This is a genomic window from Saccharothrix sp. DSM 118769 (genome assembly GCF_052936295.1).
This window is the reverse complement of record NZ_CP193627.1, coordinates 6365454-6383022: the sequence shown is the minus strand read 5'-3', so window position 1 is coordinate 6383022 and position 17569 is coordinate 6365454. Positions and strand designations below refer to the sequence as shown.

The following is a 17569-nucleotide window of genomic DNA, read 5'->3' as shown; positions in this document are numbered from 1 at the left end:
CGCCGCCGCCTGCGCCGACCGCCTCGTGAACGACCACTCGTGGACGTTCCGGTGGGACTGACGTCCCGCGGTTCCCGACCGTCCGCGGTGGGGGCCGGTCGCTGACCGGCACGATCACCGGTCGTCACAACAGGTGGGTGTCGCTGTCCGTGCCGCCGACCTCCACCAGGACCGCGCTCCACGCCGCCGTCGGGCTGGTGTCCAGCAGCACCACCCGGCTGCCGGGTGGCACGTCGGCGGTGTGCAGGTTGTGGAACGTGTCGTTCGGCCCCAGGTGGCCGTAGCGGGCGAGGTTGTCGCCGCACGACGGCGCCAGCGGGTGGCCGAGGACGTCGACGTAGTTGCGGTGCGAGGGCGCGGACAGGTTCTGCGCCACGTAGCACGTCACGTCGGCGGGGCTCAGGGCGTTGCGGTCCAGGAGGCGGGCGGTGAGGTCGCGCAGGCGGTTGCGGGTCTCCACCGCGAGGCGGAACGAGTAGGTGGTCGGGTCGGCGCACTCCTCCCGCCACTCGCGGAACGGGCGGTCGCGGTACGGCACGCGGAAGAGGTCGGCGTAGTCGCCGTTGGTCTCCAGCAGCACGTCGCGGATGCGGGTGTCGCCGGACCTGATCAGCACCAGCGCCCCGCCGCTGTCGCCGTTGATCGTCACGGGGTGGCGGTAGCGGCGCGAGGTGGCGGGTTTGCTGCCGTGCGCCACGAGCACGGTCCGCACGTCGGGGTCGCGCAGCAGGCCCGCGGCGGTGAGCAGGGCCGGGGTGAGCGACGTGCAGCCGAGCCCGCCGACGGAGAACGCCATCGCCCGGCGCGCGCCGAGGGCGGCTTGCAGCCGGGTGGCGTCGGAGCTGATCAGCGTTTCGGGCGCGCGTGCCTCCACGGTGATCACCACGTCGACCTCGGCCTCGGAGACCGACGCCGCCGCCAACGCGCGTCGGGCGGCCACGACGGCCAGGTCGGTGGCACCGGCCGACTCGGCCACCGCGACGCTCCCGATGCCCAGCGCCGGCCACACCGCCCGTTCGGCGTCGGCCAGGTCCGCCCACTCGGGCAACTCCCCGATCGGCACGGGGTCGCCCAGGCACCAGCCCGAGCCCGCGAGCGCGATCACGCCAGCTCGCCGTAGGCGGAGGTGATCGCTTCGGCCAGTTCCTCCACTTCGGACTGCCCGAAGTCGACCAGGCTGTTGACCTCCAGGCGCTGCTCGCCGTCGCGCCCCGACACCGCGATGATCAACGGGAACCACGAGGTCATGCCCCGCTTGAGGTTCACCGACAGGTCCCACCGCGTCCGCAGCAGGCCGATGCCCGAGTCGAACGCCGCCAGGTCCCCCGGCACGTGCACCAGCAGCACCCGCGGCTCGGGCAGGGCGCGCAGCCGGCCGACCTCCGGCCCGTGGGGCGACAGGTGCCGCAGCACGCCGTAGCCCACGCCGTCGTTCGGCACGGACCGGGCGCGGTCGACCGCCGTGGCCAACGTGTCCCGCGCGCCTGCGGTCACGGGCAGTGCCACGGGGTGCAGGCTGGTGAACCACCCGATCGACGGTCCCCGCCCGGCGTGCCGGTAGACGTTGGGCGTCGCCTCGCCCTCCACCACCAGGTGAGCGCCCTCCTCACCGCGCCAGCGGGCCAGGCCGGTGGCGACCGCGCACAACGCGACCTCCCGCGCCGACGCGTCCGGGGTCGACACCGGCGGCAGCGAGCGGTGCACCAGGCCGGTCCCGCCCGGTCCGGTCAGGGTGCCGAACGACGCGCCCTCGCGCAGGACCGCGGTCCAGTAGCCCATTTCCCCCGCGACCTCGTCGGAGGACGCCATGTCGTGCAGCCGCCACGCCCACTCCCGCCACCCGGCCGCCGCCGGGCGGGGCGTCGCGGCACGGCCCGCCGCCGCGTCGGCGAGCAGCGCGTCGAGGTCGTCCATCAGCACGACGGTGGACATGTTGTCGAACACGAAGTGGTGCACCAGGAGCACCAGCAGCCCGCCGCGCCGGTGGCCGCGCTCGTAGTAGCGGGCGCGGGCGACCGGTCCGCGGTCCAGGTCGAGGTCGTCCTTCAACGCCCGGCAGTCGGCCTCCACCACCTCGCGCTCGTCGCCCGGTGGGAGGAACACGACGTCGAACGGCACCTCCGCGTCCGGCCGGCACTCCGCCCGCGTGCCGACGGCGTTGCGCCGGAAGCGGTAGCGCAGCGGTTCGTGCCGCGCGACGAGGTGGCGCAGGGCGGTGCGGACGTGGTCGGCGGTGATGTCGGCGGACGTCAGCTCCAGCACGTGCACCTCGACCAGGTCACCGCGCCGTTCGGGCAGGTGCTCCAGGAAGCTGCGCATGATCGGCGTCAGCGGGATAGGCCGCTCGTCCACCGGCTCGGCCCCGGGCGCGATCACCGGGGCGCCGGCTCGGTCGGCGACGACGGCGGGCGCCGCGGCGGGAGCGCCGTCGACCACGGCCGCCGCCGCCAAGCCGCCCAAGGTCTGGTGCTGCAACAACTGCTGCGGCGTGATGTGCACGCCCGCCTTGGCCGCCCGCGCCGCCACCCGCACGCCGAGGACGGAGTCGCCGCCCAGGGCGAAGAAGTTGTCGTCCGCGGACACGGCGTCCACGCCGAGCAGGTCGGCGCAGATCGCGCCCAGCACCTCCACGGCCTTGGTCGGAGCAGTGCTCGTCACGCGTACCTCCTCATCGCCGGTCAGGTCGTCCAGCCGCACGTCCGGGTCCGCCGCCACCCGCGCGACGATCGCGGCCAGCCACGACGCCAGCCGGTCGGCGGTCCCCCGGTCGTACAGCGCGGTGGCGAACTCGACGTAGCCGCTCATGGCGCCCGTGCCCTGGTCCACGACGCCGAAGGTCAGGTCGAACTTCGCGGTGCCGGGCGCGATGCCGGCGATGGCGCCGTCCAGGTAGCGCGAGCACGGCAGGCCGGCCAGTTCGGCGGTCGCCTGCGGCACGTTCTGGTAGGTGTAGACGACGTCGAACAGCGGGTGCCGCGCCGGGTCGCGTCGGCCCAGCACGTCGGCGACGATCTTCTCCAGCGGCACCTCCTCGTGGTCGAGCACGCCGGCCACGGTGCGCGCGCAACGCTGGACGAGGTCGCGGAACCGCGCTTCACCGCGCACGGGAGTGCGGAACGGCAGCACGTTGTTGAAGTAGCCGATCAGGTCGTGGGAGGCCGGGTCGACCCGGCCGGACGTGGCCACGCCCACCACCACGTCGGTGAGCCGCCCCCAGCGGTGCAGCAGGGCGTCGACCGCGGCGAGCATGGTGACGAACGTGGTGACGCCCAGGCGCCTGCTCAGCGCCCGGACCGCTTCGGCCTCCCGCGCACCCACCTCGAACTCCACCATCGCGCCCGCGAACGAGCGCGTGGCGGGCCGCGGCCGGTCCAGCGGCAGTTCCGGCGACCGCAGCCCGGCCAGTTGCGTCCGCCAGAACCGGAGGTCGGCCTCCAGCGCGCCGTCGGCGAACCGGCGGCGTTGCCGTTCGGCGAAGTCGGCGTACTGCGCGGCCGGCACGGGCAGGTCGGGCTCGCGGCCGGCCGACGCGGCCAGGTACAGCTCGGTGAAGTCGCGGAAGAACACCGTGGGCGACCAGCCGTCGAAGACGATGTGGTGGTAGCTCCACATCAGCACGTGGTCCTCTTCGGCCAGGCGCACCAGCGTGGTCCGCACCAGCGGTCCCGCGGCGAGGTCGAACGGCCGCTGGGCCTCCTCGTCCACCACCCGCCGCGCCCGGCGGTGGCGTTCGGCTTCCGGCAGCCCGCTGAGGTCGATCACGGTGACCTCGGGTTCTTCCTCGCGCACGTACGCCCGCGGAACGCCGTCGTCGTCGGCCGCGATGCGGGTGCGCAGCACTTCGTGCCTGGCGAGGATGCCGCGCACGGCGGCGACGAGCGCGGTCCGGTCGAGCGGGCCGGTCAGCCGCAGGTCGTGCGGGATGTTGTAGAGGGGGGTGCCGGGGTCGAGGTGGTCGAGGTACCACAGCTGCTCCTGGCCGAACGACACCGGCAGCGCACCGCCGCGCGGCACCAGCACCATCGGCGCGGGCCCGCTCGTCCCGCCCTCGTCGCGCAGTTCGGCCACGCGGCCGGCGAGCCCGCGCACGGTCGGGTGGGCGTAGAGGTCGGCGAAGGTGAGGCGCACGGAGAAGTCCCGCTCCAACGCGCGCAGCACGCTGATCCCGGCGATGGACGTGCCGCCGAGGGCGAAGTAGTCCGAGTCCGGGGTGAGCCCCTCCGCGCCCAGCACCTCCTGCCACACCTCGGCCACCCGGTCCTCGGGAGCGGCGCCGGTCCTCGGTCGGGCGACCTCCGGCGCCGGGCGGGTGACCTGGACCGGGCCGAGGGGGCGGCACCAGCAGCGCACCGGCTCGAACGGGTAGGTCGGCGCCTCGACGCGGGGGATGGCGGTGTCGGCGTAGTGCGCGTCCCAGTCGATCCGCGCGCCGAGCCGGTACAGGGCGCCGAGCTGGCGCAGCACGCCCCGCCGCCCCGGCACGGAGAACAGCTCCACGCACGGCAGGTCCGGTCGGAGGCGGCGGATCTCGCGGACGAGCACGCCGTTGCCGCCCAGGTCCACCAGCACCGCCTGGTCGGCGGCGAACCGCTCGACCACCCGTCCGAGGCGGGTGCGGTCCAGCTCGGAGGTCAGCCCCAGCTCCGCGGCGGCGGTGACGGCGTCCGGCAGGGACAGCTCACCGCGGGCCACCCGCACCGCGAGGTTGCCGGCGCCCGAGCCGACCAGGTGCGCGTCCCGCACGCCGAGTCCCCGTGCCAGGTCGAGCAACGCGGTCTGCGCCACGACCAGCCGGGCCGCGGACGCCTCGGGCAGCGTCACGGCGGCCAGCGCGGGGAACGACGAGGCCAGCTCCGCCCACGTGGCGTCGTCGGGCGCGGCGTCGCCCGGCAACAACACCACGACCGGCCGGTCGTCGGGCACCGCGGCGTCCGGCGGCACGGCCGATCGCAGCGCCTTGACCAGCTCCTCCCCGCTCTCCACCGCGAACGCGCCGCGGAACGCGTGGTCGTCGCGGCCCCGGTTCATCGCGTGCGCCACGGTCCGCAGGCCGTGCCCGGTGCGTTCGACGAAGTCGGCGAGCCGGTCGCAGTAGGCCCGGAACGCCGCCGCGGACTTCGCCGACACGGTCACCAGCTCCACGCCGGACCCCGGCTCCACGCCGGACTGCGGCTCCGGCGCCACCCGCGCGGGCGGCTGCTCCAGCACCGCGTGCACGTTCGTGCCGGTCATGCCCAGCGCGGTCACGCCGGCCCGCCGCGGCACGCCGTCGCGTTCGGGCCACGGCCGGTGCCCGGGGTTGACGTGCACCGGCCCGGACAGGTCGAGCATCGGGTTGGGCGAGGTGAAGTTGGCGGTCGGGTACAGCTCGCCGCGCCCCACCGACAGCAGCGCCTTGAGCAGCCCGGCCATGCCCGCGGCGCCGTCGAGGTGGCCGACGTTGCCCTTGACCGAGCCGATCGCGGCGCCCGGCGCGGGCACACCGGCCGCGGTGAACGCCTCGCGCAGGGCGTCCACCTCGATCACGTCGCCCAGGGGCGTGGCCGAGCCGTGGCACTCCACGTAGGCGATCGTGGCCGGGTCGACGTCGGCGTCGCGCCAGGCCTGGTGCAGCACCTCGGTCTGCGCGATGCGGCTGGGCGCGCTGAGCCCGACCATGCGGTGGCCGTTGTGGTTGACCGCGATGCCCTTCACCACGGCCCGGACCGGGTCGCCCGCCGCCACCGCGTCCCGCAGCCGGCGCAGCAGCACGACCGCGCCGCCCTCGCCCGCCAGGGCGCCGGTGGACCGCTCGTCGAACGGACGGCACCGGCCGTCGGTGGACTCCACGCCCCGGACCGGGCTGTGGGTCTGCTCGGTGAGCAGCACGGGCCGCACGCTGACACCGCCCGCCAACGCCAGGTCGGCGGTGCCGTGGCGCAACGCGTCCACCGCGCCGGCCAGCGCGGTCAGGCTGCTGCTGCACGCCGTGTCCACGACGTACGCCGGTCCGGTGAGGGCCAGGTGGTAGGAGACGCGGGCGGCGGAGGACGCCGACAGCGCGCCGAGCGTCTGGTGCGGGTCCTCGCCCTGGTAGAGGGTTTCGTAGTCGGACTGCGAGTGCCCGAGCACGACGGCGGTGCGCGACCCGCGCAGCGAACCCGGTGCCAGGCAGGCGTTCTCGATCGCCTCGTGCGCGAGTTGGAGCAGCAGCCGCTGGTGGGGGTCCATCATCTCGGCCTCGCGGCGGGAGATCCCGAAGAACCGGTGGTCGAACAGGTCGATCCGGTCCAGGTAGGCCATCGGCAGGTACCGGGTGCCGGTGGTGCCGCCGGTGTGCCGCACGCGGGTCGGCGACGGTTGCCCGATCAGGTCGGTGCCCTCGGCCAGCAGCCGGTGCAGGTCGTCCGGACCGGTGGGGCCGTCGAGGCCGGGCACCAGCGCGGCGACCCCGATGATGGCGATGTCCTCGTCCCGCACGGCTGCCTCCGTCGTCACAGCTGGTAGTCCCGGGCGTGGGCGTCCTCGGCCGCGGTGCTGCCGAGCACCGCGGCCAACGCGCCGACCGTGGGGTGGTCGAACAGCGTCCGGGGCACCACCGTCCGCCCGAAGACCGGTCGGAGCCGGGCGGCGACCCGGACGGCGAGCAGCGAGTCGCCGCCGAGGGCGAAGAAGTCGTCACCGCGGCCGACGCGGTCCACGCCGAGCACGTCGGCCCAGGCTCGGGCGACCGCCCGCTCCCCGGGCGTGGCCGGCGGCACGTACCGCGCCGGCCCGGTGGCGGGCGGGTCGTCGCGGTCGACCGGCCGGCCGGCGCGGTCCGGCGGAACAGCGGGAGCCGCGTTGCCCAGGTCCGCCAGCAGGGCCGCGAACTCGTCGAGCAGGGTGGCGGCCGTGGCCGCGTCGAACAGGTCCGGGTCGTAGCCGAGCCGGGCCGTCAGCGGCTCGGTGTCGTGGACGACGAGGTGCAGCGGGTAGTTCGTGTTCTCCACCGCCTGGACGTCGACCGCCGCGACGTCGTGGTCCAGCGGGTAGTTCTCGACCACCACCACGGTGTCGAACAGCGGTGTCCCGGCTGGCAGCCCGGCCCACCGCCGGATGTCGGTCAGCGCGGCGTGGTCGGCCGGCCGGCCCTCGGCCTGCAGCCGGGCCAGCCAGCCCGGCACGTCGTCGGTCTCCACCCGCACCCGCACCGGCACGGTGTTGACCAGCATGCCGACCACGGTGTCCGCGCCGGGCAGGTCCGGGGTCCGCCCGGACACCACCAGGCCGAAGCACACGTCACGCGTGCCGCCGTGCCGGGCCAGCAGCAGCGCCCACGCGCCCTGCACCACCGTGCCGAGCGTGAGCCGGTTGCGCCGGGCGAACCCCCGCACGCCGGCGGGCAGCCCGGTCACGTGGACGGCCGAGGAGCACGACAGGTGCGCGCGGTCCGGCGGCCGGTCGCAGGGCAGCGCGGGCGGCCCGCGGAACCCGTCGAACAGCGCCCGCCAGCGCTCCTCACCCGGGTCCTGGCGCAGCACCCGCGCCACGTGGTCGCGGAACGGCCGTCGCGACCGCGGCCCGCCCAGCACCTCCGACAGCACCTGGAACGCGCTCCAGCCGTCCAGCAGCAGGTGGTGGAACGTCCACAGCAGACGGATCTCGCGGTCGCCGGTGCGGACGAACGCCAGGCGGGTCAACGCGTCCGCCGACAGGTCGAACCCGGCCGCCCGGTCCTCGGCCAGCAACCGCCGCCACCGCTCGTCGTCCGCCGCGCCGCGCCAGTCGTGGTGGGTGATCGGCAGGTCGACCGACCGCCGCACCACCTGCACCGGCTCGCGCACCCCCGTCCACACCACGGACGTGCGCAGGGCGGGGTTCGCGTCGACCACCCGCCGCCACGCCCGGGCCAGGCCGTCCGGGTCGGCGTCGGTGAGGGTCAGGTGCAGTTGCTCCACGTAGGCGTCGGGCCGGGAGAGGCTGTGGAACAGCATCCCGCCCTGCGCGGGCGTGAGCGGGTAGACGTCCTCGACCGACCGGCCGTCACCCGCGATCACGTCCAGCTCGTCCTGCGCCAGCCGGGCCAACGGGAAGTCCGACGGCGTGACGCCGCCCGCGCCCGGTCCGGCGCAGTGCGCGGTGATCTCCCGCAACGCGGCCAGCACGTCCTCGGCGATCCGCTCGACCACCGGCGTCGGGTGGGCCCCCGGCGCGTACACCCACTCGACCTCCAGCTCGCCACCGGCCGTGACAGCGGCCGTGACGTCCAGGCGCGGCGCGGTCGTCGGCGGCTCGGCCAACCGGATGCCGCCCGGCACGCGGGCGAACACGGCGTCGTAGCGCCCGAGGTAGTTCACCCGCGCCAACGGCCGGTGCCCGGCCGGGTGGCTGGTCGTCAGCCACCGCAGCACACCGTGGCTGAGCGCGTGCCGGTGCGCGGTGCGCAGTTGCTCCTTCACGGTCTTGACCGCCGTGCCCCAGTCGGCGTCGGGCAGCTCGGCGGTGAACGGGAACAGCGTGGTGAACCAGCCGACCGTGCGGGACAGGTCGACCCCGGCGAACACCTCCTCCCGCCCGTGGCCCTCCAGCTCCAGCGGCACGCGCGCCTGCCCGCTCCACCGGCCCAGCGCCCGGCCGACCGCGGCGACCAGCACGTCCTCCGCGCCGGCGCGGTAGGCGGTGGACGCGCCGCGCAGCAACGCGGCCGTCTCCTCGGCGGACAGCCCCACGGTGACGGCGTGCCCGGGCGACTCGGCCTCGTCCGGCTCCGCCGCCACAGCGCGGTCCGCGGGTTCCGGTCGATCCGCCGGCCCGGCCACATCCCGCCCCGCCGCGGCGGTGACGGCGCGTTCCCAGTACTCCAGGTGCTCGGCGAACCGCCCGGCCCCGGCGTGCAACCGCCGCGCCCACTCCCGGAACGACGTGGTCCGCGGTCCGAGGTCGACGGGCCGGCCGGCGGCGGCCTGGTCGTAGCCGGTGGCCAGGTCCTCCAGCAGGATCCGCCACGACACGCCGTCCACGACGAGGTGGTGCGCGAGCAGCACCAACCGCGAGGCGTCGGTCGACAGGACGGCCCGGAACAGCGGGCCCGTGGCCAGCGGGGCACGCCACTCGTCCGGCACGAGCGGCCCGGTGGTGAGGACCTCGCCCGACTCCTCCGGCACGTGCTGCCGCCACTGCCCGTCGACCCGTTCGAACCGGGCGCGCAGCAGGTCGTGCCGGACGGGGAGCGCCTCGACCGCGGCCCGCAGCGCGGCCACGTCCACGTCGGGGTCCAGCTCCACCTCCAGCCACTGCGCGAAGTGCGCCGGGTCGGCCGAGGTGGCCAGGAACCAGTGCTGGACCGGGGTCAACGGCACCGGGCCGGTCGCGGGCTCGCGTTCGGCGGACGGGGGCCGGGCGGTGGTGGCGTGCGCCGCGACGCCGCTGAGCGTCTGGTGCAGGAACACGTCCCGGGGCGTCACCGACACCCCCAGTTCACGGGCTCGCGACACCACCTGGATGCTGAGGATGGAGTCGCCGCCGAGGGCGAAGAAGTTGTCGTCCGCGCCGACCCGTTCCACGCCCAGCACCTCCGCCCAGACGCGGGCCAGCACCTCCTCGTGCGGCCCGCTCGGCGGCACGAGGGCGCGGTCGGACCGGGCGCGGGGCGGCGGCAGGGCCCTGCGGTCGACCTTGCCGTTGACCATGAGCGGCAGCGCGGGCAGCGGCACGACCACGGCGGGCACCAGGTGGGCGGGCACCCGGTCGGCCAGGAAGCGGCGCAGTTCGTCGGCCCCGGCGCCCGCGACCACGTAGGCGACGAGTTGCCTGTGGCCGGGCACGTGCTCGTGCGGCACGACGACCACCTCGGTCACCTCGGGGTGGCGCCGCAGCGCCGCCTCCACCTCGCCCGGCTCCACCCGGAACCCGCGGATCTTGACCTGGTCGTCCGTGCGGCCGAGGAACTCCAGCAGCCCGTCGGCGGTCCAGCGCACCAGGTCGCCCGTGCGGTAGAGCCGGTCACCGTGCCCGAACGGGTCCGCGACGAACCGGGACGCGGTCAGCCCGGGGTGGCCGAGGTAGCCGCGGGCCAGCCCGGTGCCGCCGATGTGCAGCTCACCGGGCACGCCGACCGGCACCGGGTCCAGGTCCTCGTCCAGCACGTAGCACCGCGTGCCGGTGACCGGCCGCCCGATCGGCACGGACGCGGCGCCGAGGTCGACCGGCCGCACGACGTGCGCCGAGGCGAAGGTGGTGCCTTCGGTGGGGCCGTAACCGTCCACGACCCGCAGGTCCGGCACGTGCCGCAGCACCGCGGCGCAGTGGCCCGGCGAGATCACGTCACCGCCGCTGCCCAGGTGGCGCAGCCCGGCGAACGCGGTCGGGTCGGCCGCGGCGACCTCGTGGAACAGTCCCGCGGTCAGCCACTGGACGGTCACGCCGTGCGCGGCGGTGAACGCGCGCAGGTCGTCGGGCGACAGCAGCGTCCCCGAGGACACCGCCAGCCGGGCTCCGGACAGCAGCGCCGCCCAGATCTCGAACGTCGAGGCGTCGAACGACAGCGTGGAGCACTGCGCCACCACGTCGTGCGGGCCGATGGGGAACGGGTCGCCCTCGGCGAGCCGGGCCACCGACCGGTGCTCGACCAGCACGCCCTTCGGACGTCCGGTGGAGCCGGAGGTGAACATCACGTACGCGGCGTTGCGCGGCCGGACCACGACCGGCGGTGCGTGGTCGGGCAGCCGGTCGTCCGGCGTCGGGTCCGCGACGTCGATCCCGGCGGGCAGCCGTTCCCGTGCGCCGGCGGGTGCGAGCACCAGGCGCGCGCCGGAGTCGGTGATCATGTCGGCGAGCCGGCCGGCCGGGTAGCCGGGGTCCAGCGGCACGAACGCGGCGCCGGCCTTGAGGATGCCCAGCAGCGCGACGACGGCGGGCAGGCCGCGCGGCGCGCACAGGCCGACGCGGTCTTCCGGCCGCACGCCCCGGGCCAGCAGCCCGTGGGCGAGCCGGTTGGCCGCCGCGTCCAACCCCCGGTAGGTCAGCGACGCCCCGTCGCAGGTCACCGCGACCGCGTCCGGGCGTTCGGCGACGTGGTCGGCGAACCGGCCGGTGATCGTGCGGTCCGGTCTCGACGCCCCCGAGGTCCAGTCGTGCAGGACCCGGCGCCGCTCGCCGGGCGTGAGCAGGCGCAGCCGGGACAGCGGCCGGTGCGGGTCGGCGGTGATGTCGCCGAGCAGCACCAGGAAGCGGTCCACCAGCCGGGTGACGGTGGTGTCGTCGAACAGGTCGGTGCTGTGCTCGACGACCAGGTGCAGGCCGCTGTCGTCGCGGGTGAACTCCAGGGTCAGGTCGAACGCGGCGGCTTGGCGCGGCGGGTCGAACTCCACCACCTCCAGGCCGGCCAGTTCGGGTGGCGCGGCCGGCGCGTTCTGCAGCGCCACCACCACGTTCACCAGCGGCGAGCGGCCGGCGTCGCGTTCGGGTTGCAGCAGTTCGACCAGGCGGTGGAACGGGACCTCGTCGTGGTCGAGCGCGTCGCGGACGGTGTCCTCGACGCGGCGCAGGAAGTCCACGAAGGGCAGTCGGGGGTCGACCTGCGACCGGATCACCACGGTGTTGACGAAGAACCCGACCAGGCCGGCCAGGTCGGGGTGGTCGCGGCCGGAGGTCACCGTGCCGACGGCGATGTCGCGTTGACCGCTCACCCGCGCCAGGAACGCCTGCGTGGCCGCCATGAGCGTGGTGAACAGCGTCGCGCCGTGGCCGCGGCCCAGCTCCACCAGGCCCTCGGCGACCTCGGGCGGCACGGTGCGGCGGTGGGTCGAGCCGGCCGCGGTGCGCACCGCGGGACGCGGCCGGTCCACGGGCAGGTCCAGCACCGCCATGCCGGCCAGCCGCCGTTCCCAGTGCACGAGGTGCGCGTCCAGCGCCGCACCGGTGAGGCGGGCGCGTTGGCGGCGCGCGAAGTCGGTGTAGCGCAGGGGCAGCGGCGCGAGGTCGGCCTCCCGCCCGCGCACGGCGGCGGAGTAGCACAGGCCCAGCTCCTGCGCGAGCACGCCCATCGACCAGCCGTCGGTCACGATGTGGTGCAGGCACAGCACGAGCAGGTGCTCGCCGTCCTCGTCCGCCGCCAGCAGCGCCGCGCGCAGCAGCGGCCCGGTGCGCAGGTCGAACGGCCGGGCCGTGAAGTCGGCCAACCCGGCCTGCGTCCCCGACTCCACCCGCACCTCGTGGGGCGGTGCCACCACCTGCGTGCCGCGGCCGTCGACGGTGTGGAAGGTGGTGCGCAACTGCTCGTGCCGGGCGACGAGCCGGGTCAGGGCCACGCCCAACGCGCCCGGGTCCGGCTCGCCGCGCAGCCGGAACCCGGCCGTGGTCGTGTACTCGGTGCCGCCGGGCGCGAACTCGTCGAGGAACCACAGGCGTTCCTGGGCGTAGGACAGGGGTGCCGCGGTCCCCGGCGGCGTGGTGTCCGCGCCGGGTCGGGGGCGCTCGTCGGACGACAGCGCCGCGGCCAGCGCCTCGACCGTGCGCAGCGCGAACACCTGCCGCGCGGGCAGGTCCCGGTCCAGCGCGGCGACGACCCGCATGGCCAGGATCGAGTCACCGCCCAGCGCCACGAAGTCGTCGTCCGCGCCGACCCGCTCGACGCCGAGCACGTCGCGCCACACGGCGGCGACCCGTTCCTCGGCGGGGGTCCGCGGTGGCGTCACGGGGCCGGTGGGCCGCGGCCGCGGCAGGGTGCGCCGGTCGAGCTTGCCGTTGGCGGTCAGCGGGAGCGCGGCCAGCGGCACCACCAGCGACGGCACCGCCTGGGCGGGCAGGAGGTCGGCGAGGTGGGACCGCAGCGCGTCCGGGGTCCCGTCGGTCACGACGTAGGCGACGAGCCGGTCGTCCCGCAGGACCACGGCCGCGGCGGACACGTCGGGGTGCCGCAGCAGCGTCGCCTCGACCTCGCCCGGGTCGACCCGGGCGCCGCGCACCTTCACGTGCCCGCCGGCGCGGCCCAGGTGGGCCAGCAGGCCGTCCGGGCGGCGGCGCACGAGGTCGCCGGTGCGGTACATCCGGCCGCCGGGCGGGCCGTGCGGGTCGGCGACGAACGACGCGGCGGTCAGGCCCGGCCGGCCGAGGTAGCCGCGGGCCACGCCGGGACCGGCCAGGTACAGCTCGCCCTCGTCGGCCAGTCGCAGGTCGGCGTCCAGCACGTGCGCGCGGGCGCCCGCGATCGGGTGTCCCAGCACCGCCTGGTCGACCTCGGTCACCGGGCACAGGAGGCTCTCCACCGCGACCTCGGTGGTGCCGTAGGCGTTGTGCGCGGCGACACCGGCCGCGACCAGGCTCGCGCACAGGTCCGGGTCGACCGGCTCCCCGCCCGTGACCACGACCCGCGGTCGGTGCCCGCCTTCGAGCAGCCCGGCGCGCAGGAGCTCGCGCAGCCGTGACGGCGTCTCGTCCAGCACGTCGATGCCGGCGGCCGCCACGTGGTCGACCAGCGCCCTCGGGTCGGCGAGCGTGTCGTCGTCGATCACGTGCAGCTCGTGCCCGGCCAGCATCCACATCAGCGGCAGCCACATCGCGTCGAAGCCGAGCCCGGCGGTGTGGGCGACCTTGAGCGGCGACGCCGAGGCGAACAGGCCGCGGCTGTGGTGGGCGTGCAGGGCGAGCAGGCCGCGGTGGGTGGCCAGCACGCCGTTCGGGCGGCCGGTGGAGCCGGAGGTGTGCAGGACGTAGGCGAGGTGGTCGGGCGTGAGCCGGGGCGGGGGCGCGCCGCTCGGCGGGTGGTCGCCTTCGAGGAAGACGGTGGGGACGTCGGGCAGCCGGTGCGCGAACCGCCGCCGGGTGAGCACGAGCGCCGGGCGGGCGTCGGTGACCAGCTCGGCCAGGCGCGCGTCGGGCAGGTCCACGGCCAGCGGCACGACCGCACCGCCCGCCCGCAGGATCGCGAGCAGCGCCACCACGGCGTCCACGCCGCGTTCGACGAGCAGGCCGACCGGGTCCTCCGGCCGCACGCCGCGCGCGAGCAGTCCACCTGCCACCGCGTCCACCCCGGCGGCCAGTTCCCGGAAGGTCAGCCGCCGCTCCCCGCACACCACCGAGGTCCGGTCCGGCTCGGCGGCGACCCGGGCCGCGAGGAGGTCGTGCACGCTTCCCACCGACAAGTGCTCGACATCCATGCGCAATTCCGCCAGTCGACTCCGGATATCGTCCTCGAACGCAACAACCGGAGCGCCGACGTTTCCAGCGCCCGCCGACGGGGGCAACCGCCAATTGGTGGCATGTCATTCGGAGGACCGAACCGGCGCTCCGGTCGCGGCCGGACGTTGAATGTTGAACCACTGGTCGCCACAGTTGCCCGACCGTGTTACGTTGCCGTGGACTTCACCGGAGGAGGTCATGTGGCCAGCGACTTCGGCGTGGACGACGACCTCGGCCCGATCGTCGAGCGCATACGCGCGTTCTTCGCCTCGGCACTGCCGGAAAGCCCGTTGGAACCGGACCAGGACTATTTCGCGCTCGGCCTGGTGAACTCGCTGCTCGCCCTCGAACTGGTGACCTACGTGGAAAAGAGCTTCACCATCCGGGTGGACGTCGAGGATCTCGACCTGGACAACTTCCGGACCATGAACCGAATAGCCGCGTTCGTCCGCGGCAAACTCGCCGCGGCCCGGTGAGCGGTGGACCACGTCACCTTCGCGGAGTCGGTGCGCGCGGACGCGGCCGAGTGGGACCGGGCGGGCGGCGTGCCTGCCGAGGTCGTGCGGGCGGTGGCGGGGGCCGGGTTCCTGGCCGCCGACGTGCCCGCCCGCTACGGGGGCCGGGATTGGTCACCGACCGAGGTGGGGCGGCTGTGCGCGGACTTCGGTGGCGTCTGCGGCGCGCTGCGCGGCCTGGTCACCGTGCAGGGCATGGTGGCCGCCGCGGTGCTGCGCTGGGGTGACGCCGGCCAGCGCGACCGCTGGTTGCCCGCGTTGACCTCTGGCGAGGTGCTGGCCGGGTTCGCGGCGACCGAGGCGGGCGCGGGCAGCGACCTGGCCTCGGTGAGCACCGCGCTCGACGCCGGCCGGGTGCGCGGGCGCAAGCTGTGGGTGACGTTCGGGGCGGTGGCCGACGTGTTCCTGGTGCTGGCCACGCAGCACGGGCGGCCGGTGACCGTGCTGGTGGACGCCCGGCAGCCCGGGGTCTCGGTGGAACCGGTCACCGGGCAGCTGGGGATGCGCGCGGCGCGGATCGCGCACGTGCGCTTCGACGACGTGCCGGTGGCCGAGGTGCTGGCGCCGCCCGGCTTCGGCCTGTCGCACGTGGTCGGCACGGCACTGGACCACGGGCGCTTCACCGTGGCCTGGGGGTGCGCGGGCCTCGCCCGGGCGTGCCTGGACCTCGCGGTCGCCCACGTCGCGGCCCGGACGCAGGGCGGCACGGCGCTGTCGGCGCACCAGTCCGTGCGCGCGGTGCTCGGCCGGTGCCTGGTGGAGACGCGGGCCGCCCGGCAGCTCTGCGCGCACGCCACGGCCCTGCGCGAGTGCGGCGACCCGGAGGCGTTGGCGGAAACCGTGCTGGCCAAGTACGGCGCGGCGCGGGCCGCTTCGGTGGTCGCCGAGCACGCCGTGCGGCTGCACGGCGCGGCGGGGATCGCGCCGGACAGCGCGGTGGGCCGGTTCCACCGGGACGCCGCGGTCATGCGGATCATCGAAGGCGCCGACGAGGTGGCCGAGCAGCACCTGGGCGGCTACGCGTTGCGGGGTGGGTCGTGACGGCGGTGAAGTGCCTGGTCTGGGACTTGGACGACACGTTGTGGGACGGCGTGGTGCTCGAAGGCGACCGCCCCGTGCCGCGACCGGAGGCGGTGGCGGCGCTCAAGGCGTTGGACGAGCGGGGAATCCTGCACGCGGTGGCCAGTCGCGGCGACCACGAGGTGGCGTTGGCCCACCTGGCCGAGCACGGCCTGGACCGGATGTTCTGCGCCCTGGAGGTCGGCTGGGGTCCGAAGTCCGAGGCGGTGCGGCGGATCGCGCGAGGACTCGGCATCGGGCTGGACACCATCGCGTTCACCGACAACGACGTGGTGGAACGGGCGGAGGTCGCCGCGGCACTGCCGCAGGTGCGCTGCTACCCGGCCGAGCAGGTGGGGTCACTGGCGTCGCTGCCGGAGTTCCGGACCGGGCCGGTGACGGCGGAGTCGCGTCGGCGGCGCGAGTCCTACCTGACCGAGCGGGAGCGCGCGGAGGCCGAGCAGCGGTTCGACGGGTCGGCGGCGCGGTTCCTGGCCTCGCTCGACCTGGAGCTGACCGTCGTGCCCGCCACCGAGGCCGACCTGGACCGCGCGCGGGAACTGACCGTGCGCACCCACCAGCTCAACACCACGGGGATCACCTACGACCTCGACGAACTGCGGGCGTTGTGCGCGTCGCCGGAGCACGACGTGCTCGTGGCACGGCTGCGGGACCGGTTCGGCGACTACGGCACGATCGGGCTCGCGGTCGTGGCGCACCTCGGCGGCGACGCGGTGCTGGAACTGCTGCTCATGTCGTGCCGGGTGATGTCGCGCGGTGTGGGCTCGGCGCTGCTGGGCGACATCGTGCGCGACGCCGTGGAGCGGCGACGGCGGCCGGTGGCGCGCTTCCTGCGCACGCCGGTCAACCAGGTGATGCTGGTGACGCTGCGGTTCGCCGGGTTCGAGGTGGTGCAGCGGGACGGCGACCGGATGCTGCTGGCGCGGACCTCGCCCGAGCCACTGCCCGTTCCCGCGCACGTGCGGCTGGTCGACGGGAGGCGGCGGTGAAGGTCGGTGTGGTCGGCGCCGGGGTGATGGGCACCGGCGTGGCGCAGTGCTTCGCCGCGGCCGGGCACGAGGTGGTCGTGGTCGACCCGGACCCGGCGGCACTGGCCACCGGGCCGGACCGGGTGCGCGACGGCCTGCGGCTCCAGGTGCTGTTCGGACCGGCGCCGGCCGATCCGGCCGGGGTGCCGGGCAGGGTGGGCTGGACCGCCGACCTCGACGCGCTCGCCGGGAGCGGGTTCGTCGTGGAGTGCGGCCCGGAGCGGATCGCGGTGAAGGAGGAGCTGTTCGCGGCGCTGGACCGCCTGTGCGGGCCGGACACCGTGCTGGCGTCGTGCACGTCGGCGATCCCGGTCGACGTGCTGGCGGCCGTCACCACCCGACCGGACCGCGTGCTGGCCACCCACTTCATGAACCCGGCGCCGCTGAAGGAGGCCGTCGAGGTCGTGCGCGGCCCGAGGACCTCGGACGCGACGATGGCGCGCACGGCCGAGGTGCTGTCGTCGCTGGGCAAGAAGGCGATCGTGGTGGCGGACGCGCCGGGGTTCGTGACCAACCGGGTGCTGATGCTGGCCATCAACGAGGCGGTGAAGGTGGTGGCGGAGGGCACCGCCCCCGCGGCCACCGTGGACGAGGTCTTCGTGTCCTGCTTCGCCCACCAGACGGGTCCCCTGCGCACCGCCGACCTCATCGGCCTGGACACCGTCCGGGACACCCTGCTGGTGCTGCGCGAGCTGTTGGACGACCCGTTCTACACCCCGTGCCCCCTGCTGACGGACATGGTCGAGTCCGGTCGGCTGGGCAAGAAGTCGGGCCGGGGTTTCCACACCTGGCGGCCCTGAGCGGGGC

7 protein-coding genes are annotated in these 17569 nt (G+C 75.4%); 4 read left to right on the top strand and 3 right to left on the bottom strand.

Annotated elements, in window-relative coordinates; translation table 11 throughout:
• Positions 1–124 precede the first annotated feature (124 nt).
• The 3 genes from ACRAKJ_RS26950 to ACRAKJ_RS26940 are packed head-to-tail and all read right to left on the bottom strand — an operon-like array spanning position 125 to position 14117.
• Positions 125–1105: a 3-oxoacyl-ACP synthase gene (locus ACRAKJ_RS26950; RefSeq protein WP_438922883.1), complete on the bottom strand. Its 981-nt coding sequence runs from the start codon at positions 1103–1105 to the stop codon at positions 125–127.
• Positions 1102–6477 carry a condensation domain-containing protein gene (locus tag ACRAKJ_RS26945; protein WP_438922884.1) on the bottom strand — a complete coding sequence of 1792 codons (5376 nt, stop codon included), beginning with the start codon at positions 6475–6477 and terminating at the stop codon, positions 1102–1104. The genes ACRAKJ_RS26950 and ACRAKJ_RS26945 overlap by 4 nt, the downstream gene beginning before the upstream one ends.
• Positions 6474–14117, bottom strand: a complete 7644-nt coding sequence (locus ACRAKJ_RS26940) for an amino acid adenylation domain-containing protein (protein WP_438922885.1) — start codon at positions 14115–14117, stop codon at positions 6474–6476. Before ACRAKJ_RS26940 ends, ACRAKJ_RS26945 begins: the two co-directional genes overlap by 4 nt.
• A gap of 222 nt (positions 14118–14339) precedes the next feature.
• On the opposite strand from ACRAKJ_RS26940, the gene ACRAKJ_RS26935 reads away from it, so the two are divergent.
• The 4 genes from ACRAKJ_RS26935 to ACRAKJ_RS26920 are packed head-to-tail and all read left to right on the top strand — an operon-like array spanning position 14340 to position 17562.
• Entirely contained in the window at positions 14340–14615 is a 276-nt protein-coding gene (locus ACRAKJ_RS26935) for a phosphopantetheine-binding protein (RefSeq protein WP_366203051.1), read from the top strand.
• Between the two features lie 3 nt (positions 14616–14618).
• A complete protein-coding gene (locus ACRAKJ_RS26930; protein WP_438922886.1) occupies positions 14619–15695 on the top strand; it encodes an acyl-CoA dehydrogenase family protein in 1077 nt (358 codons plus the stop codon).
• Positions 15692–16723 carry an HAD-IIIC family phosphatase gene (locus tag ACRAKJ_RS26925; protein ID WP_438922887.1) on the top strand — a complete coding sequence of 344 codons (1032 nt, stop codon included), beginning with the start codon at positions 15692–15694 and terminating at the stop codon, positions 16721–16723. The genes ACRAKJ_RS26930 and ACRAKJ_RS26925 overlap by 4 nt, the downstream gene beginning before the upstream one ends.
• A complete protein-coding gene (locus tag ACRAKJ_RS26920; protein WP_438922888.1) occupies positions 16720–17562 on the top strand; it encodes a 3-hydroxyacyl-CoA dehydrogenase NAD-binding domain-containing protein in 843 nt (280 codons plus the stop codon). Before ACRAKJ_RS26925 ends, ACRAKJ_RS26920 begins: the two co-directional genes overlap by 4 nt.
• The last annotated feature ends 7 nt before the right edge of the window (positions 17563–17569 follow it).

Coding starts and splice junctions, on each gene's coding strand:
- ACRAKJ_RS26940 (WP_438922885.1), bottom strand. CDS start 14,117: ATGGATGTCGAGCACTTGTCGGTGGGAAGCGTGCACGACCTCCTCGCG.